We start from the raw sequence: 19,330 nt of genomic DNA, 5'->3' as shown, positions 1-19,330 counted from the left end.
GCCCGCCCCGCGTCCGCTAGTTCACCTTCAGCAACAGACCGGGCAGCGGGTGCCGATCGCGTAGCTGCTGGGCGAGGTGTAGGTGCCCTGGCCGAACTGCTGGGTCTGCTCCGAGACCTCGGAGATCCGCAGGTCCAGGTCCAGGTCGGCCGCGTCGTCCTGGAACATGATCTCGTCGCGCATGATCCCTCCCAAGGGGTGTGTGGGGGTTGCGGGCGGTCGACGAAACGTTCGGTAGTTCGTCCCCGCAGTCACACCATTCACCGCGCGCTTTCTCCACAGGGAGTCCCGTACCGGCCAAGCTGACACACCTTCACCACCGGCCCCGCACCAGCACCGGAGACCCGTCAGCCCCACCCGTCCCGCCCGCCGCTCCCCCGGTACGGCGGACGGGGTGACGATCCGCCATCAGGCCGTAAACGCACCACCGTCCACTTCCTGCGCCGCACGCCACCGTTGGCCGGATCCGGTCGTCCCCGGACGGGCCCTAGAGTGCGGGGATCACCTCGCGGCCGTAGGCGTCGATGGTGCCCTCGATCGCGTCGTGCATCGCGTAGACCGCGAACTGGTCGACGCCCAGCTCGCGCAGCTGCCGGAGCTTGGCCAGGTGCGCCTGCGGCGGGCCGATCAGGCAGAAGCGGTCCACGATGGCGTCGGGCACGAAGGCGGTGTCGGGGTTGTCCGCGCGGCCGTGGTGGGAGTAGTCGTAGCCCTTGCGGTCGCGGATGTAGTCGGTGAGCTCGTCGGGGACCAGCCCCGAGTGCTCGCCGTAGCGCTCGACCAGGTCGGCCACGTGGTTGCCGACCATGCCGCCGAACCAGCGGCACTGCTCGCGGGCGTGCGCCAGCGCCTGCGGCGAGTCGTCCTCGGTGACGTACGCGGGCGCCGCCACGCAGACCGTCACGCCCGCCGGGTCCCGGCCGGCCTTCTCGGCGGCCGAGCGCACCGCCTTGATCATCCACTCGGTCAGGAACGGGTCGGCCAGCTGGAGGATGAAACCGTCCGCCTGACGCCCCGCCAGCTCCAGCGCCCTGGGGCCGTACGCGCCCATCCAGACCGGCAGCGAGGCGCCCTCCTCGACCCAGGGGATCCGCAGCGGGCTGCCGTCCACCTCGGCCTCCCGGCCCTCGGCCAGCTCCTTGATGGCGTGCATCGCGGACGACAGCCGGTCCAGGGTGGCGGGCCTGCGGCCGGCCACCCGCATCGCGGAGTCGCCGCGCCCGATGCCACAGACGGTGCGGTTGCCGTACATCGAGTTGAGGGTGGCGAACAGCGAGGCCGTCACCTCCCAGGTCCGGGTGCCCGGGTTGGTCACCATCGGGCCGACCGTCAGGCGGGAGGTCTCGGCCAGGATCCGGCTGTAGATGACGAACGGCTCCTGCCAGAGCACCGCCGAGTCGAAGGTCCAGCCGTGGGTGAACCCCGCCGCCTCGGCACGCTTCATCCGCTCCACCAGCAGCTGGGCGGGCGGGTCGGTCTGCAGGACGAGTCCGATGTCCAAGGTCACGCTCCTCTAGAGGTACTGACAGGTCGAGCGCGGCTGGTAGCGGCCGTGGCCGGGCCGCCCCAGGTAGGCACCCTCGTCCACCACCACCGTGCCCCGGGAGAGCACGGTGCGGGCCCGGCCGGTGAGCCGGCGGCCCTCGTAGGCCGAGTAGTCCACGTTCATGTGGTGGGTGGCGGCGGAGAGCGTCTGCTCCGCGGCCGGGTCGTAGACCACCAGGTCGGCGTCGGCCCCGGGGGCGACGGTGCCCTTGCGCGGGTAGAGGCCGAACATCCGGGCGGGGGTGGCGCAGGCGATCTCGATCCACCGACGCCGGGTCAGGTGGCCGTCCAGCACCGCCTGGTGCAGCAGGTCCATCCGGTTCTCCACGCCCGGCAGCCCGTTCGGGATCTTGGAGAAGTCCCCGCGCCCGAGCTCCTTCTGCCCGACGAAGCAGAACGGGCAGTGGTCGGTGGAGACCACCTGGAGGTCGTTGGTGCGCAGCCCGCGCCAGAGCGCGGCCTGGTGCTCCCTGGGCCGCAGCGGCGTGGAGCAGACGTACTTGGCGCCCTCGAAGCCGGGCTCGGCCAGGTTGTCCGTCGACAGGTAGAGGTACTGCGGGCAGGTCTCGCCGAAGACCGGCAGCCCCTCGTCCCGCGCCCTGGCCAGCTCGGCCACCGCCGAGGCGGCCGAGACGTGGACGACGTAGAGCGGGGCGCCGGCCACCTGGGCCAGCTTGATCGCCCGGTGGGTGGCCTCGGCCTCCAGCAGCTCGCGCCGCACCTCGCCGTGGTAGCGCGGGTCGGTCTTGCCGGCCGCCAGCGCCTGGGCGACCAGCACGTCGATGGCGATGCCGTTCTCGGCGTGCATCATGACCAGCCCGCCGTTGGCCGCGCCGCGCTGCATGGCCCGCAGGATCTGCCCGTCGTCGCTGTAGAAGACGCCGGGGTAGGCCATGAACAGCTTGAACGAGGTGACGCCCTCATCCACCAGCAGGTCCATCTCCTTGAGGCTGGACTCGTTCACGTCGCCGAGGATCATGTGGAAGGAGTAGTCGATCGCGCAGACCCCGGCCGCCTTGTCGTGCCAGGCGTCCAGCCCGGCCCGCAGCGAGGAGCCGACCGACTGCACCGCGAAGTCCACGATGGTGGTGGTGCCGCCGAAGGCGGCGGCCCGGGTGCCGGTCTCGAAGGTGTCGCTGGCCTCGGTGCCGCCGAACGGCAGCTGCATGTGGGTGTGGGCGTCCACCCCGCCCGGGATGACGTACATCCCGGTGGCGTCGATCACCCGGTCGGCCGTCCAGGCCCCGGCGGCGTCGCTGCCGGTGGCGGCCAGCGCCACCACCTCCTCGCCCTCCACCAGGACGTCCGCGTGCATCTCCTCGGCGGCGGTGATCACCAGACCGCCGCGGATGACCGTCCTGCTCATCCGACGCCCCCTCAGGCTTCCGTCAGGGGGCCGTAGGCGTCCGGGCGGCGGTCGCGGTAGAACGCCCACTGCTGGCGCACCTGCTCGACCAGGCCCATGTCCAGGTCGCGCACCACCAGCTCCTCGTCCTTGTCGGACGCCACGTCACCCACGAACTGCCCGCGCGGGTCCACGAAGTAGGAGGTGCCGTAGAAGTCGTTGTCGCCGTACTCCTCGGTGCCGACCCGGTTGATCGCCGCCACGAAGTACTCGTTGGCCACCGCGGCGGCCGGCTGCTCCAGCTGCCACAGGTACGCGGACAGGCCCCGGCTGGTGGCCGAGGGGTTGTAGACGATCTCGGCCCCGGCCAGGCCCAGCGCCCGCCAGCCCTCCGGGAAGTGCCGGTCGTAGCAGATGTACACGCCGACCTTGCCGACCGCGGTGTCGAAGACCGGCCAGCCGAGGTTCCCGGGCTTGAAGTAGTACTTCTCCCAGAACCCCTTCACCTGCGGGATGTGGTGCTTGCGGTACTTGCCGAGGTACGACCCGTCGGCGTCGATCACCGCGGCGGTGTTGTAGTAGAAGCCCGCCTGCTCCACCTCGTACACCGGCACCACGATCACCAGGCCGAGCTCCTTGGCCAGCGCCTGCATCCGACGCACCGTCGGACCGTCCGGCACCGGCTCCGCCCAGCGGTAGTGCTCCGGCTCCTGCACCTGGCAGAAGTAGGGGGAGTTGAAGACCTCCTGGAACCCGATGACCTGCGCTCCCTGCGCGGCGGCGTCGCGCGCCGCCTGCTCGTGGACCGCCAGCATCGCCTCCTGGTCACCCGCCCAGGAGGTCTGGAACAGGGCAGCGCGTACCACTCGACTCATCGTCCGCTCCTCGCTGTAGAGAGCTGAGGCTAGGAGTTCTTCCACCCGTACCCGGGGATTACGCGCCCGACCGCGCCGTGATTCCCCCACCTGATCCCCTTTGCCCAAGACGATCTCGACCAGGCAAGATGTCCCGGTGACCCTCCTGGACCTGATGCCGAAGCCCGCCACCCCCGACGCGCTGTACGAGACCTTCGCCGAATGGGCGCAGGACCGCGGCATCACGCTCTACCCCGCCCAGGAGGAGGCGCTGATCGAGCTGGTCTCGGGGAACAACGTCATCCTCGCCACCCCCACCGGCTCGGGGAAGAGCCTGGTGGCGGCCGGTGCGCACTTCGCCGCGCTGGCCGAGGGCAAGCGGACCTTCTACACCGCGCCGATCAAGGCGCTGGTCTCGGAGAAGTTCTTCGACCTGGTGAAGATCTTCGGCACCGAGCAGGTCGGCATGATGACGGGCGACGCCAGCGTCAACCCGACCGCGCCGATCATCTGCTGCACCGCCGAGGTGCTGGCCAACATCGCGCTGCGCGACGGCGAGCGGGCCGACATCGGCCAGGTCGTGATGGACGAGTTCCACTTCTACGCCGAGCCGGACCGCGGCTGGGCCTGGCAGATCCCGATCCTGGAGCTGCCGCAGGCGCAGTTCCTGCTGATCTCCGCCACCCTCGGCGACATGCGCCGCTTCGAGGAGGACCTGACCCGGCGCACCGGCCGCCCGACCACCGTGGTGCGCTCCTCCACCCGCCCGGTGCCGCTGTTCTACGAGTACCAGCGGACCAACATGCACGACACCCTCGAGGACCTGCTGAAGACCGGTCAGGCGCCGGTCTACGTGGTGCACTTCACCCAGAAGGAAGCCGTCGAGCGCGCCCAGTCGCTGATGAGCATCAACATGTGCACCAAGGCGGAGAAGGACGCCATCGCCGACCTGATCGGCGGTTTCCGCTTCACCACCAAGTTCGGCCGCAACCTCTCCCGCTACGTCCGGCACGGCATCGGCGTGCACCACGCGGGCATGCTGCCCAAGTACCGCCGCCTGGTCGAGCGGCTGGCCCAGGCCGGTCTGCTGAAGGTGATCTGCGGCACCGACACCCTGGGCGTCGGCGTCAACGTGCCGATCCGCACGGTGCTGTTCACCGCCCTGTCCAAGTACGACGGCCAGCGCGTGCGGATGCTGCGGGCCCGGGAGTTCCACCAGATCGCCGGCCGGGCCGGCCGGGCCGGGTACGACACCGTCGGCCAGGTGGTGGCGCAGGCCCCCGAGCACGTGATCGAGAACGAGAAGGCCGTCGCCAAGGCCGGCGACGACCCGAAGAAGAAGCGCAAGGTGGTCCGGAAGAAGGCCCCGGAGGGCTTCGTCTCCTGGTCCGAGGAGACCTTCGAGAAGCTGATCGCGGCCGACCCGGAGCCGCTGGTCTCCCGCTTCAAGGTCAGCCACGCGATGCTGCTCTCCGTCATCGGCCGCCCCGGCAACGCCTTCGACGCCATGCGCAAGCTGCTGACGGACAACCACGAGGACAAGTCGGCCCAGCGCCGCCACATCCGCAGCGCCATCGCCATCTACCGCTCGCTGCTGGCGGGCGGCGTGGTCGAGCGGCTGCCCGAGCCGGACGCCGAGGGCCGGATCGTCCGCCTCACCGTGGACCTCCAGGAGAACTTCGCGCTCAACCAGCCGCTCTCCACCTTCGCGCTGGCCGCCTTCGAGCTGCTCGACCAGGAGTCCCCCTCCTACGCCATGGACGTGGTCTCGGTGGTCGAGGCCACCCTGGACGACCCGCGCCAGATCCTCGCCGCCCAGCAGAACAAGGCGCGCGGCGAGGCGATCGGCGAGATGAAGCGGGACGGCATCGAGTACGAGGAGCGGATGGAGCGGCTCCAGGAGATCACCTACCCGAAGCCGCAGGAGGAGCTGCTCACCCACGCCTACGAGGTCTACCGCCGGGCCCACCCGTGGATCGGCGACCACCCGCTGGCCCCCAAGTCGGTGGTCCGCGACCTCTACGAGCGGGCGATGACCTTCTCGGACTACGTCGGCTTCTACGAGCTGGCCCGGACCGAGGGCATCGTGCTGCGCTACCTGGCCGGGGCCTACAAGGCACTGGAGCAGACCGTCCCCGACGACCTCAAGACCGACGACCTCAAGGACGTCATCGCCTGGCTGGGCGAGCTGGTCCGCCAGGTCGACTCCAGCCTGCTGGACGAGTGGGAGCAGCTGGCCAACCCGACCGACCCGGCCGCCCCCGAGGTCCGCCTCGACGACAAGCCCGCGCCGGTCACCGCCAACGCCCGCGCCTTCCGGGTGCTGGTGCGCAACGAGATGTTCCGCCGGGTGGAGCTCTGCGCGCTCGAACGCTGGGACGAGCTGGGCGAGTTGGACAACGAGTACGGCTGGGACGCGGACCGCTGGGCGGACGCCATGGACCCGTACTGGGACGAGCACGACGACCTGGGCACCGGTCCGGACGCCCGCGGCCCCAAGATGCTGCTCATCGAGGAGGACCCGGAGGAGGGCTCCTGGCGGGTGCGGCAGATCTTCGACGACCCGGCCGGGGACCACGACTGGGGCATCAGCGCCGAGGTCGACCTCTACGGCTCCGACGAGGAGGGCCGCGCCGTCCTGCGGGTCACCGCCGTCGACCGCCTGGACGGCTGACGGGGCACCGGCGGCTGCCCGTTCGGGCAGTTCGCTGCCCGAACGTAACCATCGCACACGCCCGAAGCGTCCATCTGGATGATCGTCAGTTCACGAGCGAGATCATCCAGGGGCGGTGTCGATGGCAGGGATCAGGCGGGCCGGGCGAGTTCAGCTCTCGGCGGGGGCGGTTGCGGCCGCGGTGACGGTGGTGCTGGCGGTGGGGACGGCCGGCGGCGGCGGACCGGCCGTCACGACGGTGGGCGCCACCGCCTCCGCCACCACCACCCCGCCGCCGTCCCCACCACCCTCCCCCTCGCCCAGCCCCTCCCCCTCCTGGGACGGGCAGGTCCGGGTGATCGGGGACGGCTCGACCTCCTCCACCGGGCCGCAGCCCGGCCAGCCGCCGGTGGAGAAGCTGGCGCCCGGTCAGAAACCGCCGCAGTTCGTGGTGTTCTCCTGGGACGGGGCGCTGGAGAACGACGACCACCTGTTCTCCCGCTTCCGCCGGGTGGCCCGGGAGAACAACGCGGACATGACCTTCTTCCTCACCAGCATCTACCTGGTGCCCAAGAGCAAACGCACCCTCTACCACCCGCCGCAGCACGACCCCGGCGACTCGGCGATCTCCTTCCCCACCGACGGCCACATCAAGGAGACCCTGCACGAGCTGGGCGAGGCCTGGCGGGAGGGCAACGAGATCGGCACCCACTTCAACGGCCACTTCTGCGAGGCCAAGGGCGGCGGCCAGTGGAGCGTCGAGGAGTGGCGCTCGGAGATCGACCAGGCCTACTCCTTCGTGGAGAAGTGGAAGACCAACACCGGCCTGACCTCCCTCCCGCCGCTGCCCTTCGACTTCCGCAAGGACCTGGCCGGCGGCCGGGCCCCCTGCCTGGAGGGGCAGAAGAACCTGCTCACCGCCGCCAAGAACTACGGCTGGCGCTACGACGCGAGCTCCACCGGGGAGTTCCAGGTCTGGCCGTTGAAGAAGGAGGGCATCTGGAACTTCCCGCTGCAGATGCTGCCCTACCCGGGGCGCAACACCCAGGTGCTCTCGATGGACTTCAACTTCCTGGCCAACCAGTCCGGTGACTCCACCGAGGGCGACCCGCGCAAGTACCCCACCTGGCTGAAGGAGACCCGCGACGGCTACCTCAACGGCTTCGAACGGGTCTACAACGGCAGCCGGGCACCACTGTTCATCGGCAACCACTTCGAGACCTGGAACGGCGGCATCTACATGCAGGCCGTCGAGGACGTGGTGAAGTCGGTCTGCCGCCGCGAGGGCGTGCGGTGCGTCTCCTTCCGCCAGCTGGCCGACTGGCTGGACGCCCAGGACCCGAAGGTGCTGGAGCGGCTGCGCCAGCTGGACCCGGCACAGTCCCCGGACTGGGCCACCTTCGTCAAGTAGGCAGGTGGTCTCACCCCGGGGGCGCGGGGAACTGCGCGAGGCGGAAGGAGCCGGCCCGTCTGCCGGGTACGGGGATCCACGTGCAAGTGAGCGTCCGTACCCGGCACATGGATCTCGTCCTTCCGCCTCGCGCAGTTCCCCGCGCCCCTGGGGTGACCACCCTCCCTCACGAGTTCGTATAGCTCGCCCAGACCGCCGCCGGGTGGCTCCAGTCCGGGGTGTCCGGCCCCGCTCCGGCCAGCCCCTCCAGGCTGGACAGCTGCATGCTCTTCGCGTCCATCCGGAACACCGTGACGGCGGTGGACACCCCGCCGGCGTACCCGACGAACCAGCCCGCCGTCCGGTCCTGGGTGGTGCCGGTCTTCGCCGCCACCTGCGGACCGGCGGTCCGCGCCGCGCCCGCCGTGCCCTCCCGGACCGCGCCCTTCAGCGCCTCGTCCACCTGGCGCGCCACCTCGGGCTTCAACACCCGTGCGGCGGCGGGCAGTCGGAGCTTCACCGGCTCCCCGCCCCGGGTGACGGCGGTGACCGAGTACGGGTCCGTCCGCACGCCCCCCTCGGCGAAGGCGGTGTAGGCGCCGGCGGTCCGGATCGCGCTGGGGCGGGAGTTGCCGAGCGCGAAGGCGGGCACCGACTCGCCGAGGGTGGCGGGCAGGATCCCGAGGTCCAGCGCCGTGCGGCGGACCAGGTCCAGGCCCACGTCCAGGCCGAGTTGGGCCATCGGGCCGTTGACGGACTGTTCGACGGCGGCGCGCAGGCCGATGGTGCCGTAGGAGCGCCGCCCGTCGTTGACGGCCGTCACGATCTTGCCGTTGCGGCCCCAGTACGGCCCCTCGGGCGTCATCACGTTGATGCCGTCGTTGCCGTCGTACGGCGTGCCGGGGGTGACGGGCGTCCGGGCCTCGCCGCGCTTGCGCTGCACGCCGTGGTCGAGGCCGGAGGCGTAGACGATCGGGCCGAACGCCGAACCGGCGGGCACGTTCGAGGTGTTGGCGTTGTTGAACCCCTGCTTGAGGTAGTCCGGCCCGCCGTACAGCGCCAGGATCCGGCCGTCGTTGGCCACACTGGCGGCACCCACCCGGACGTTGACGTCGGCGGGGCGGTGCGCGGGGTCCAGCCTCCTGCCCTGCTCCTCCACCGCCCGGGCCAGGGCCGCCGTCCGCTCCCGCTCGAAGGTGGTGTGGATCTGGTAGCCCCCGAGGTCGAGCTGGGCCGCCGACGGCCCGCCGTTGGCCTCCAGGTAGGAGCGCGCCAACTCGACCAGGTAGCCGGTCTGCCCGCTGAGCCCGGTCTGCGGCTGACGCTCCACCGGCTCGGGGAACTCGGTGTACCTCGCCCGCTCCTCCTTCGACAGGTGCCCCGTCTCCACCATCCGGTCCAGCGTCCAGGACCAGCGGTCGACCGCCCGCTTGCGGTTCTCCGGGCCCAGCACCGGGTCGTAGAGCCCCGCCCCCTTCAACACCGCGGCCAGGAAGGCGCCTTCGCTGGGCCCGAGCTCGGAGGCGTGCTTGCCGTAGTAGGCCAGCGCGGCCCGCTCGATCCCGTAGCTGCCCCGCCCGAACCAGCTGGTGTTCAGGTAGCCGGCCAGGATCTCGTCCTTGCTCAGCCTGCGGTCGAGCTTCACCGCGATGAAGGCCTCGTCGACCTTCCGGTCCAGGCTCTTCTCCTGGTTGAGGTAGATGTTCTTCACGTACTGCTGGGTGACGGTCGACCCGCCCTGGGTGTCCCCGCCCGTCACCAGGGTCAGCACCGCCCGGCCGATCCCCTTCACCGAGATCCCCGGATCCGAGTAGAACGACGCGTTCTCCGCCGAGAGCACCGCCCACCGCACCGACTCCGGAACGCTCTCCAACGGCACCTCCTGACGGTTCACCAGCCCCGTCCGGGCCATCTCGGTGCCGTCCGCCCAGAAGTAGACGTTGTTCTGCTGGGTGGCGAAGGAGTTGAGGTCCTTCGGTATCTCGGTCACCGCGTACCGCCAGCACACCGCCCCGCCCACCAGGGCCGTCCCCAGCACCGTCGTTCCGATCACCTGCCGCCAGGACGGTAACCAGCGGCGCACCCCGCGCCGCCCCCGCCGTGGGTAGTCCGGTCGGATCCGCACAGTCTTCCCCCGCATCGTCAGTGGTCGCACAGTTCTCATCAGCAACACACGCGACGGGAGGCCGAACGGTTTTGCGATCCGGAGCGTGATCGCGGTCACACTCCGGTAGGGGCGGGATCGAACCCGGCGCGCGACCGCGCGGGCGGCCTCAGCCGCGGCGGGGCGGCCGCTCGCCGTACTCGGCGGCCCAGCGGTCGGCCGGGAGGACGAGGTCGGCGGTCTCGACCGGGCGGCCGGTGGCGTCGTCGTGGTGGGTGCGTTCGATGGCCAGCACCGGGCCGCCCGGGGTGGTGGCGAGGGTCTGGGCCTCGGCGCGGGTGAGGGTGCGGGCGGTGACGCGCTCGACCGGCGGGCCGACCTCGATGCCGATGGCGGCCATCCGTTCGACGACGCCGATGCCGCCGTAGGGGCCGGCCTCGGGGAGCACGATCAGCGTGCCGCCGGTGACGGCCATCGGCTCCCAGCTCTCCATCAGGGCGGAGGGGGCGCCGTCGAGCAGGTGGACGTACTTGGTGTGCATGACCGGGTCACCGGCCTCGATCTCCAGGCGGGCCGCGACGGGCTCGGTGGCCCGGGCGGTGGCCGACTCCGAGCGCCAGGACCCGGTGACGCCCTCGCCCTGACGGCGGGTCAGCAGCGCGGGTGCGTCCTGCGAGCCGACGAAGTACCCGCGCCCGTGCCGCGCGACCACGAGCCCCTCCTGCTCCAGCAGGCCGTACGCCTTCTGGCCGACGCTGATGCTGTAGCCGTAGTCGGCCGCCAGCTGCGTGAGGGACGGGAGCCTGTCACCCGAGCCGAACTCGCCCGTGACGATGCGTTCGCGGATGCGCTCCGCCACGTGGAGGTACGGCGATGGCTCGTCACTCATCGGGCGCGTCCTCCCAGTTGCCGCAGGTTGGTGACAGAGTATCCGCCCACCCTTACTCTATGCATATAGTGAAGCCCTACGCATAGAGGGGGGCGAGTGCACGGCGCACGCGTGTCCGAGGTCCAGGCGGCGATCAAGGAGGCCACCGGCCTGCCGGCCGAGGTCACCCGCCACGGCACCCGCGTCCGCCTCTCCCTCCCGCTCCCCGACGTCCCGCCCGAACGGTGGCCCGGCCTGCTGGCCGTCCTCGGCGGCGACCACGTCACCGGGTACGGCACCACCGACCCCGGCGACGGCGGCCTGCCGTCCGTCTGGGCCGAGGTCACGGACGACTGAGCACCCCACCCGAGAGGACCGAACTCCCTTGCCCAGCTGGACCTTCGCTCCCGACCCGGAGCCCGACGCGCTGCCGTCGCTGCACCTCTTCCAGTGCGCCAGCGAGAACGAGGAGGGCGCCCCGTGCGGGTGGAACACCCTGCCGTCCACCCACTTCGAGGACGCCCGCGGCGCGGCTTTCGCCCACCTCACCACCCACCCCGAGCACCGCACCTTCCAGCACGTCACCTCCCTCCCCTGGCGGATGACCCCCGATGCCTGAACGCTACGAACCCCGCCCCCTCCCCCGCGAGGGCGACGCCCCCCAACTCTGGGGCGCCTGGGACACCCTGCGCTCCGACTGGCTCCGCCGCCCCGGCACCGGCTGCCTGACCGGCACCCCGGAGCCCTTCACCTCTCCGCAACGCGTCCAGCTCTGGGCAGCCCGGATTCCCGCCCCCACCGAGCAGGTGGCCGTCAGCGGCGGCGCGGGCCGCCGCACCGGCGGGCGACCGCCGCGAGGGCGCTGCGCCTGATCAGGCCGACCCCCGGGCGGATCAGGCACCAGTACGCGGCTAACAGCCGCGCGGAGCGGGAGTCCGTGCCGCACACCCGGGTCTCGGTCACCAGCAGGGAGCCGTCGCCGTGCGGCAGCACGTCGTGCGGGATCACCGCCTTGGCGTACCCCGGCGCCTCGAACGCCAGGAACCCCGCCGCGTCCCGGAGCGGCGGCGAGCCCTCCGGCACCGGGCGCCAGAACCGCGCGGCCCGGCCGAGCACCAGCGCCCGGCCCGGTTCCTCCAGCAGGGTCACCCAGCGGCCGGCGCGGCGGAACAGCTCGGCCGGCGGCACGCCGTCCTCCACCGGCCCCGGCCCCGCCCCGCACAGCCGCCCGGGTAGCATCCGCAGCCTCAACAGGGCGCGCGGGAGGGGAAGTTCGGCCAGGGTGACGGCGCACAGGGCGGCCCAGACCTGCTCCGGCGGCGCCGCCACGGTGATGCGGTGCACCGCCCGGCGGTGGCACCGTGGCAGGAAGCGGTCCAGCGTCCCGTCCATCAGCGGCAGCCCTTCCGCCTCCAGCCCCCGTACGACCGCCCCAGCCTCCCGGTCCGCCCACCGCGCGGACCAGCCCCCGGGGGAGGACGCCGCCCTCCCCCCACAGGGGCATCCGCACCGGGGGACCGGTTTCCCCGGAACGCGAAATCCCCGTGGAGTCCCGACGGACGGCCCGGCGGGTCGAGTACCCGCGTTCCTGACGCCGCCTCACGTCAGGGTCAGGACGGCCGCCGCCGCACCGGCCACCGACCAGCTCACCGCGATGGTGAGCAGCAGGATCAGCAGGTCCTTGTCGACCGGGAGGGCCTTGCCCCGCTCGCGACGGCGCCGGTGCACCCACCGCCCCACCGGCGTTTCCAGGCGGATCGACAGCCGGGCCACCATCAGGACTCCCGCCACCAGGGCCACCGGAGCCAGGAGGAACGCCGGGCCGGGAACGAAGACGGTGACCACCACGGCGAGCGGCACCGCCCCGATCAGCCACGCCCCGTACAAGGTGAGGACCACCCGCGCCGCCGTGCGCTTGTCCATGAACACTGCCGTTCCCCCGTCCGCCCCGATGCCCCCGTCACGAAAAGGGTCGGCCACCCGGCCGGGTCCGGCCAGAGGGCGCGCGCACTCCGGTGCGAGCCGGTCCCACGACACCGGCCGCCGAAATCCCGGTGACACACCGGCCGTCGGTCTGGGACAAAGGCGGGGAACCGACCCGGCTCCGACACCGTGAGGCTCCGCATGACCATCACCTGGCGCAGGCTGACCACCGCCGACTTCCCGCTGCTCGCCGAGTGGCTGGCCCGGCCGCACGTCGCCCGCTGGTGGAACCACGAGACCTCGCCCGAGGCGGTCGAGCGGGACTTCGGGCCGGCCGCCCGGGGCGAGGAGCCGTCGGAGGACCTCCTGGTGGCCCTCGACGGCCGGCCCGTCGCCCTGGTGCAGCGCTGCTGGATCGCCGACTATCCGCAGTACATGGGCGAGTTGGCGGCCCAGGCCGAGGTCCCGGCCTGCAGCATGACCCTCGACTACCTCATCGGCGACCCCGACCTGACCGGCCGGGGCCTCGGTACCCGCGTGCTGCGCGCCGTCGCCGCCGCGACCTGGACCGACCACCCGGCCGCGACCGCCCTCGTCGTCCCGGTCCACGCCGCCAACCGCGCCTCCTGGCGGGCCCTGGAGAAGGCCGGCTTCCACCGCTACGTCGAGGCGGACCTGGAGCCCGACAATCCCGCCGACGACCGCCTGCACTACGTCTACCGCCTCGACCGCCCGCAGCACCCGTAGCACCCGCGGCACCCGGGCCGACCTGCGCCATCCGGGGTACCCCGGGCGCGTCGCCCTGAACGGCGCAGGGGCCCGCTCCTTAATCTGACGATCATTCAGGCCGGATGACGTCGGACGACGGGATGCGCATGGTCGGGTTGGACTTCGGGCGCCGGGCCGGACGGAAGCTGCGCGGGCCGGTGGCCTCGGCGGTGGCGCTCGGCCTGGCGGCCGCGCTCGTCGGGGCGCCGCCGGCCCACGCCGCCGGGCCGGTGATGACGCTGGCCAAGGCGGTCGAGGGGGCACCTGACCCGCTGGTCCCCGGGTCGGCGTTCTCCTACAAGCTGACGCTCTCCTGCTCCTCCCTCTCCGTCTCCTGCGTCAACGCGCACCTGGAGGACGTGCTCCCGCCCGAGTTCGACCTGACCTCGCTGCCGCCCTCCACCCCGACCCAGCAGGTGACGTACGACCCCGCGACGCGCAGGCTGCGGATCGACTTCAGGAGCCCGCTCGCCTCCCCGCCCAACCCGGCCGGTTCGGTCGGCCTGCCGGCCGGGACCACCGCGGACGTGTCGATCGGGATGAAGGTCCCCGCCACCGGGCCGCTGGAGGACGGCGACACGGTGACCAACACCGCCGTCGCCAGGGCAGACAACGCCACCGAGGTGGTCGGCAGCGTCACCCAGACCGTCACCGTCCCGAAGATGCTGGACGCCAAGGCCACCAAGAAGTGGCAGCCCACCTCGGACGTGGCGCAGGGCGACGGCGTCTCGACCGTCACCCTGGGCGCGGCCAACACCTCGGCCACCCCCGACGGGATCAGCCGCCTCGACGTCCAGGACGACACCGCCGAACTGTACGAGAACTTCGACCTGGTCTCGGTCGGCCCGGTGAGCCGGATGCCGGCCGGGGCGGACCGGGTCACCGTGCTGGTGTGCACCAAGCCGCCCGGCAGCCGCTGCGCGGAGAACGAGTGGGTGCGCGGCACCGCCGTCCCCGGCCCGGACCTCACCCTGCCCGCCGGAGTGACGGCCGGTCAGGTGACGGGCGTGCGCTACGAGTTCACCAACTCGACCGGCGCCACCCTCCCCTACGACGCCACCGGCGCCACCGTGCCGATGCAGGTGAAGCTGCGCCGCACCGAACGCACCGGCGGCGCCCAGATCAGCCCGGCCGCCCGCAAGACCGTGCGCAACTGCGCCGACTCCGCGGTGAAGGACGCGGGCAGCAGGTTCACCGTGATCGGCCTGCCCGCCTGCGCGGACCACGACATCCTGCCCAACATCGCCACCGTCGACCTGGACAAGCGCTTCTTCCCGGACAACCGCGGTGACTTCACCCAGAACGGCACCGCCGTCCGCGGCGAGGACTCCGGCGTCACCGCCCAGTTGAACGCCAAGAACACCTCGCCCTTCGCGGTCTCCGAGCTCACCGTCACCGAGCCCTCGGACTCCGCCACCGCCGGCAGCGAGTTCGACAAGTTCGACGCCGCCAAGCTGAAGGTCGACTTCCCGGCCGGCGCCACCACCGCGACCCTGACCGTCACCTGCCGGGACGGCTCCACCCCGGCACCGGTCACCCTCACCAATCCACCCGTCTCCCAGGTGCGCGCCTCCACCGGCTGCCCGGCCGGGGCCCCGCCCCGGCGGATCTCCGTCACCTACAAGGGCGAGCAGGGCGGCCGGGGCACCATCCAGCCCGGCGCGACCGGCAAGCTGTCGGTCAACGGCACCCTCAACTCCAAGGTGACCGCCGAGGACACCAGGGACGGCGTGCAGGACTGCGCCGACGCCTCGGCCGCCAACCCGGCCAACGGCTCCGGCTCGGCCGCCGTCACCGACTGCGCCGCCCTCAAGGTGCAGGAGCGCAACCCCGACGGCAACGGCTTCAAGTCCTCCTCCTGGACGGAGGTCCCGCCCGGCCAGGACCTCACCTTCAGCCTCGGCTACACCAACTCGGGCAACGTCACCCAGCCCGAGGTCCAGGTCACCGACCCGGCCGACCCGCTGGCGCCGAACAACCCCTTCGACCAGCTGGAGATCGTCGGCGTCTCCACCGACGGCAGCCCGCGCACCCTGCACATCGGCGTCGAGCTCTGGGACCCGACCGTCAACTCCTGGGTGGCCTACGTCCCGCCGGACAGCGCGCTGCTGGCCCGCGCCAAGGGCGTGCGGATCACCGAGCCGGACGGCATCCCGCCCAAGGGGTTCATGCGGGCCACCGTCACCGTCCGGCTGCGGCCGGGCGTCACCTCGGGGCGGATCGACAACTGTGCCGCCGTGACGATCGACGGCAGGGCCGACGGCAACCCGAGCTGCTCCCCCGCCGTCGACGTGAAGCCCGCCAAGGCCGCCGCCTCGCTGCAGAAGACACTCGCCCCCAGCACCGTGCTGCGCCCCGTCACCGGTGTCGCCCCGCAGGACGTGACCCTGCGGCTCACCACCGTCAACACCGGGAACCTGGGCCTGAGGCGACTGGTCGTCACCGACACCGACCCGGACTTCTTCGACGCCGTGACGGTGACCGCCCTGGCCGGGATCACCTTCCCCAACGGCGCCGACCGGGTGCAGGTGGACGTCTGCACCACCGGCTGCCGCAGCAACCCGCCGGTCTTCGTCACCGGCACGCCGACCTCCTCCACCAAGCCCGGCTTCCCGGCCGGGGTGGACCCGGCGGACATCCAGGGCGTCCGGGTCACCTTCAGCAGCTCCACCGGCGGGTACGGCATCCTGCCCGCCACCTCCGCGCCCAACTACCAGGACTGCCCGGGCAGCAGCGTCTGCCTGACGGTCCGTCCGCGCACGGGCCTGCGCTCCGCCCCGGGCACCCCGGTCCCGGACCTGCTGGAGGACACCGCGTCCGCGGCGGGCGAGAGCCGGCTGCAGCCCGACGGCGGCACCTTCCCGGTGCCGGACTCCACCGCCTCGCTCAGCGTGCGCGAGGGCAGCAACCTGCTCCGGGTGGAGAAGGAGCCGGCCACCACCGTGCTCAGCCCCGGCTCGGTCGCCCCGTTCAACCTGCACGTCGGGAACACCGGCACCGCGCCGGTGCCCGACCTGGTGGTGGTGGACGAGGTCCCGAGCGGGCTGCGGTTCGACGACTCCTTCCAGGGCGACCAGGGCCGCCCGTACACCGTGAAGGTGACGGTGCCCGACGGCGCGACCCGGCCGGCCGAGGTCCTGTTCGAGCCCGGGCGGGACGCGGACGGCCGGATCACCGAGCTGCGCTGGCGCTTCCCCGGCTGGACCTTCTACCCCGGCAGCGAGGTGGTGCTCGGCTACCAGGTGAAGCTCAACGGCGGCGTCGCGGCCGGCACCACCATCACCAACGTGTTCGGCGCCGGCTCGGAGACCGTCTCCAAGGTCAACTGCGACCCCTCCTCGCCCCGGCTCGGCACCGTCACCGACGACCCCCGGTACGGCACCGGCACCTTCTGCACCTCCTCGGCCCGGGTCACCTCCCGCTCCGGCGTCTCCTTCGACGCCGCCAAGTGGGTCACCGGTGACCGCTCGCTGGGCTACCAGGACGCCAACACCGGCAAGCCCGTCCCGGCCGGCGACCCGCGCTGTCCGGAGACGACCGTCAACGGCACCGTCTACACCCGCTACCCGTGCACCGCGCTGACCCGGCCCGGCCAGGACTTCTCCTTCCTGGTCCGGATCGAGAACACCGGCACCGAACCGGCCCGTTCGCTCCAGCTCCTGGACGTCTTCCCGGCGCCCAAGGACACCGGGGTGCTGCTCGGCGGCGAACAGCGCGGCACCCAGTGGGACACCGTCCCCGCCCTCACCGGTCCGGTCCGGTACGACGGCGCGGGCACCGCCGCCATCTCCTACACCGGCACCGGGAACCCCTGCGGCCGCAAGGTCGAGACCCCCGGGCGCGCCTGCGCGGCCGCCACCTGGGGAGGTGACACCACGCACGCCACCGCCTTCGAGACCGAGGTGGAGTTCCCGTCCGGCATGGCACCCGGCAGCGCCGTCACCTTCACCCTGCCGTTCCGCGCCCCGGCCGACCTGACCGTGCCCGGCTACGCCTCGGTGGCCTGGAACTCCTTCGCGCACACCGAGACCGTCCGGGTCGGCGGCACCACCACCCGGCTGCCGGTGACCGAGCCCCCGAAGGCGGGCATCGGCCTGGTCTTCGGCAACGTGCGGATCCTCAAGGACGTGGTCGACCCGCCGGCCGGCGTGCCGGTCGGGCCGTTCCGGCTGGCCTACTCCTGCCTGCTCACCACAGCGGGCGGGGAGAACGTCGAAGTGCGGTCGGGCGAGACCGAGTTCGGCCCGGACCAGCCCTTCGAACTGGGCGGCGTGCCGGTGGGTGCGGTCTGCCGGTTCTGGGAGACCGAGTCGGCCGGGGCGAGGACGGACCACCAGGGCGAGGCCAACGCGGTCGTGGTGGCCGTCGAGCGGGCGGCCGACGCCACCGTCTGGCAGCAGCAGGAGATCGCCAACCGGTACCCGCGCAAGGACCTGGTGATCGCCAAGCGGGTCACCGGGCCGGCCGCCGAGGCCGTCGGCCAGGGTCCGTTCAAGGTCACCGTGGACTGCTCCTTCAACGGCACCCGGCTGCCGGGCTTCCCGCAGCAGCTGGTGCTCACCGGCGGCAGCTCACAGGCCGTCACCGACCTGCCGGACGGCAGCCGGTGCGTGGTCGACGAGACCGACGACGGCGGCGCCACCCGGGTCGGGTACCAGATGGTGAACTCGCCGCAGGTCGTCGTCTCCTCCCCCGCCCCCGTCCCCGCCACCCTGGTCACGGCCGGCGGGACCGCGACCGTGATCATCACCAACGAGTTCGCGGTCGGCTCGCTCCGGATCACCAAGAAGCTGGCCGGTACGGGCGCCCCGCTGGCGGCCGGACCGTTCCGCTTCGAGGTGGACTGTGACTTCAACGGGCGGGCCGCCGTGCTCACCCGGGAGCTGGAGCTGACCGGGCCCGACCACCTGACGGGGCGTCTGGACGGCCTGCCGGTCGGCGCGGTCTGCACCGTCACCGAGACCGCGAACGGCGGCGCCGACGTCCCGGCCGAGCCGGTCCGCCGGGTGGAGGTCAAGGAGGGCCTCACCGACCTGGCCACCGCCGAGCTCACCAACACCTTCCACGCCGGGCGCCTGACCCTCGGCAAGGAGCTGACCGGGCCGCTGGCCGGGGCCGGCTACCTGCGGGACGCGGAGTTCCGGCTGCACGTGATCTGCCGCCGGGACGGCCGGGACGTGCTCGACCGCACCGTCACCGTCCGGGCGGGGCAGCCCGTCACCCTGCCCGAGCTGCTGCTCACCGGCACCCGCTGCTGGGCCGGTGAAGCGGAGTCCGGCGCGAGCACGGTGACGCTCTCCCACCCCGACGAGCCGCACGCCGCCGTGGTCACCGCCGAGGCTCCCGACCTCACCCTGACCGCCGCCAACGAGTACCGCCCCGCGGCGCTCGCCCTGCTCAAGCTGGTCACCGGCAGCGGCGCCGCGGCCGTGGGCGACCGCGCCTTCACCGTCGAGCTCAGCTGCACCCTCACCACCGCGCCCGGCTCCACCCCGGTGGTCCTGCTGGACCGCCGCCGCTACCAGCTGCGCCCGGGGACGGCGCGGCCCGTGGACGACCTGGCCGATCCGCTGCCCGCCGGTGCCCGCTGCTGGCTCGGCGAGCCGGGGCTCTCGGGCGCGGAGCAGGTCACCGTCGAGCACGACTCCCCCGAACGGGCCCTGCTGCTGGGCACCGATCCGGCCGAACTCCGGGTCACCAACCGCTTCGACACGGTCGAGCCGCCCGTCACCGGCAGCTCCCCCGGCCCGCTGGCCGCCGGATCGCTCGCCCTGCTGCTGCTCGGCCTGGCCGCCCGGTACGCCGCCCGTCGGTGGTGAGGGGCCGATGACGGACAGGTGACGGACCGTCACCATCGGTTCGCCACAAGCGAACCCGCCG

At 72.4% G+C, this 19,330-nt stretch carries 15 protein-coding genes; 7 read left to right on the top strand and 8 right to left on the bottom strand.

Going from position 1 to position 19,330, the window contains the following annotated elements:
- Positions 1-27 precede the first annotated feature (27 nt).
- The 4 genes from lanA to ACIA8O_RS03205 all read right to left on the bottom strand — a co-directional run bounded on the left by lanA (position 28) and on the right by ACIA8O_RS03205 (position 3,765).
- A complete protein-coding gene (gene lanA, locus ACIA8O_RS03220; protein ID WP_396291780.1) occupies positions 28-183 on the bottom strand; it encodes an SCO0268 family class II lanthipeptide in 156 nt (51 codons plus the stop codon).
- Between the two features lie 304 nt (positions 184-487).
- Positions 488-1,501 carry a TIGR03842 family LLM class F420-dependent oxidoreductase gene (locus ACIA8O_RS03215; protein WP_396291779.1) on the bottom strand — a complete coding sequence of 338 codons (1,014 nt, stop codon included), beginning with the start codon at positions 1,499-1,501 and terminating at the stop codon, positions 488-490.
- 12 nt (positions 1,502-1,513) lie between these two features.
- The gene (gene hydA / locus ACIA8O_RS03210) at positions 1,514-2,911 is read right to left on the bottom strand and encodes a dihydropyrimidinase (protein ID WP_396291778.1); all 1,398 of its coding nucleotides are present in this window, start codon (positions 2,909-2,911) and stop codon (positions 1,514-1,516) included.
- Positions 2,912-2,922: 11 nt separating this feature from the next.
- Positions 2,923-3,765, bottom strand: coding sequence for a nitrilase-related carbon-nitrogen hydrolase (locus ACIA8O_RS03205; RefSeq protein ID WP_396291777.1), 843 nt, complete (start codon positions 3,763-3,765; stop codon positions 2,923-2,925).
- A gap of 154 nt (positions 3,766-3,919) precedes the next feature.
- On the opposite strand from ACIA8O_RS03205, the gene ACIA8O_RS03200 reads away from it, so the two are divergent.
- The gene (locus ACIA8O_RS03200) at positions 3,920-6,418 is read left to right on the top strand and encodes a DEAD/DEAH box helicase (protein WP_396292109.1); all 2,499 of its coding nucleotides are present in this window, start codon (positions 3,920-3,922) and stop codon (positions 6,416-6,418) included.
- A gap of 121 nt (positions 6,419-6,539) precedes the next feature.
- On the top strand, positions 6,540-7,808 hold the full coding sequence (locus ACIA8O_RS03195; protein ID WP_396291776.1) for a hypothetical protein: 1,269 nt from the start codon (positions 6,540-6,542) through the stop codon (positions 7,806-7,808).
- A gap of 166 nt (positions 7,809-7,974) precedes the next feature.
- Here the strand turns inward: ACIA8O_RS03195 and ACIA8O_RS03190 are convergent, their stop codons facing one another.
- Both ACIA8O_RS03190 and ACIA8O_RS03185 read right to left on the bottom strand, forming a co-directional pair.
- Entirely contained in the window at positions 7,975-9,840 is a 1,866-nt protein-coding gene (locus ACIA8O_RS03190) for a transglycosylase domain-containing protein (RefSeq protein ID WP_396291775.1), read from the bottom strand.
- Between the two features lie 220 nt (positions 9,841-10,060).
- Complete coding sequence (locus ACIA8O_RS03185) at positions 10,061-10,780, bottom strand: GntR family transcriptional regulator (protein WP_396291774.1); 720 nt, start codon at positions 10,778-10,780, stop codon at positions 10,061-10,063.
- Positions 10,781-10,891: 111 nt separating this feature from the next.
- Between ACIA8O_RS03185 and ACIA8O_RS03180 the strand changes: the two genes are divergently transcribed.
- The 3 genes from ACIA8O_RS03180 to ACIA8O_RS03170 are packed head-to-tail and all read left to right on the top strand — an operon-like array spanning position 10,892 to position 11,631.
- On the top strand, positions 10,892-11,116 hold the full coding sequence (locus ACIA8O_RS03180; RefSeq protein ID WP_396291773.1) for a hypothetical protein: 225 nt from the start codon (positions 10,892-10,894) through the stop codon (positions 11,114-11,116).
- A gap of 28 nt (positions 11,117-11,144) precedes the next feature.
- The gene (locus ACIA8O_RS03175) at positions 11,145-11,378 is read left to right on the top strand and encodes a hypothetical protein (RefSeq protein ID WP_396291772.1); all 234 of its coding nucleotides are present in this window, start codon (positions 11,145-11,147) and stop codon (positions 11,376-11,378) included.
- Complete coding sequence (locus ACIA8O_RS03170) at positions 11,371-11,631, top strand: hypothetical protein (RefSeq protein ID WP_396291771.1); 261 nt, start codon at positions 11,371-11,373, stop codon at positions 11,629-11,631. The genes ACIA8O_RS03175 and ACIA8O_RS03170 overlap by 8 nt, the downstream gene beginning before the upstream one ends.
- Here the strand turns inward: ACIA8O_RS03170 and ACIA8O_RS03165 are convergent.
- On the bottom strand, positions 11,573-12,151 hold the full coding sequence (locus ACIA8O_RS03165; RefSeq protein WP_396291770.1) for a hypothetical protein: 579 nt from the start codon (positions 12,149-12,151) through the stop codon (positions 11,573-11,575). The genes ACIA8O_RS03170 and ACIA8O_RS03165 overlap by 59 nt on opposite strands.
- A 207-nt stretch (positions 12,152-12,358) precedes the next feature.
- Positions 12,359-12,682 (bottom strand): hypothetical protein, encoded by a 324-nt coding sequence (locus tag ACIA8O_RS03160; protein WP_396291769.1) that lies wholly within the window; start codon positions 12,680-12,682, stop codon positions 12,359-12,361.
- Positions 12,683-12,883: 201 nt separating this feature from the next.
- Between ACIA8O_RS03160 and ACIA8O_RS03155 the strand changes: the two genes are divergently transcribed.
- Together ACIA8O_RS03155 and ACIA8O_RS03150 are read left to right on the top strand one after the other, a co-directional pair.
- Positions 12,884-13,429: a GNAT family N-acetyltransferase gene (locus ACIA8O_RS03155; protein WP_396291768.1), complete on the top strand. Its 546-nt coding sequence runs from the start codon at positions 12,884-12,886 to the stop codon at positions 13,427-13,429.
- A 104-nt stretch (positions 13,430-13,533) separates the two neighbouring features.
- On the top strand, positions 13,534-19,269 hold the full coding sequence (locus ACIA8O_RS03150) for a DUF5979 domain-containing protein (RefSeq protein WP_396291767.1): 5,736 nt from the start codon (positions 13,534-13,536) through the stop codon (positions 19,267-19,269).
- The last annotated feature ends 61 nt before the right edge of the window (positions 19,270-19,330 follow it).

The sequence above is a fragment of the Kitasatospora sp. NPDC051853 genome, from assembly GCF_044452665.1.
GTDB lineage: Bacteria > Actinomycetota > Actinomycetes > Streptomycetales > Streptomycetaceae > Kitasatospora.
Note: the sequence above shows the minus strand (reverse complement) of the source record. Positions and strands in the feature narration are given on the sequence as shown.

What these genes read in the sequence shown, in the direction of transcription:
- lanA (WP_396291780.1), bottom strand. Translation starts at nt 183, where the DNA reads ATGCGCGACGAGATCATGTTCCAGGACGACGCGGCCGACCTGGACCTG.
- hydA (WP_396291778.1), bottom strand. Translation starts at nt 2,911, where the DNA reads ATGAGCAGGACGGTCATCCGCGGCGGTCTGGTGATCACCGCCGCCGAG.
- ACIA8O_RS03205 (WP_396291777.1), bottom strand. Translation starts at nt 3,765, where the DNA reads ATGAGTCGAGTGGTACGCGCTGCCCTGTTCCAGACCTCCTGGGCGGGT.
- ACIA8O_RS03200 (WP_396292109.1), top strand. Translation starts at nt 3,920, where the DNA reads ATGCCGAAGCCCGCCACCCCCGACGCGCTGTACGAGACCTTCGCCGAA.
- ACIA8O_RS03195 (WP_396291776.1), top strand. Translation starts at nt 6,540, where the DNA reads ATGGCAGGGATCAGGCGGGCCGGGCGAGTTCAGCTCTCGGCGGGGGCG.
- ACIA8O_RS03185 (WP_396291774.1), bottom strand. Translation starts at nt 10,780, where the DNA reads ATGAGTGACGAGCCATCGCCGTACCTCCACGTGGCGGAGCGCATCCGC.
- ACIA8O_RS03170 (WP_396291771.1), top strand. Translation starts at nt 11,371, where the DNA reads ATGCCTGAACGCTACGAACCCCGCCCCCTCCCCCGCGAGGGCGACGCC.
- ACIA8O_RS03165 (WP_396291770.1), bottom strand. Translation starts at nt 12,151, where the DNA reads ATGGACGGGACGCTGGACCGCTTCCTGCCACGGTGCCACCGCCGGGCG.
- ACIA8O_RS03160 (WP_396291769.1), bottom strand. Translation starts at nt 12,682, where the DNA reads ATGGACAAGCGCACGGCGGCGCGGGTGGTCCTCACCTTGTACGGGGCG.
- ACIA8O_RS03155 (WP_396291768.1), top strand. Translation starts at nt 12,884, where the DNA reads ATGACCATCACCTGGCGCAGGCTGACCACCGCCGACTTCCCGCTGCTC.
- ACIA8O_RS03150 (WP_396291767.1), top strand. Translation starts at nt 13,534, where the DNA reads ATGACGTCGGACGACGGGATGCGCATGGTCGGGTTGGACTTCGGGCGC.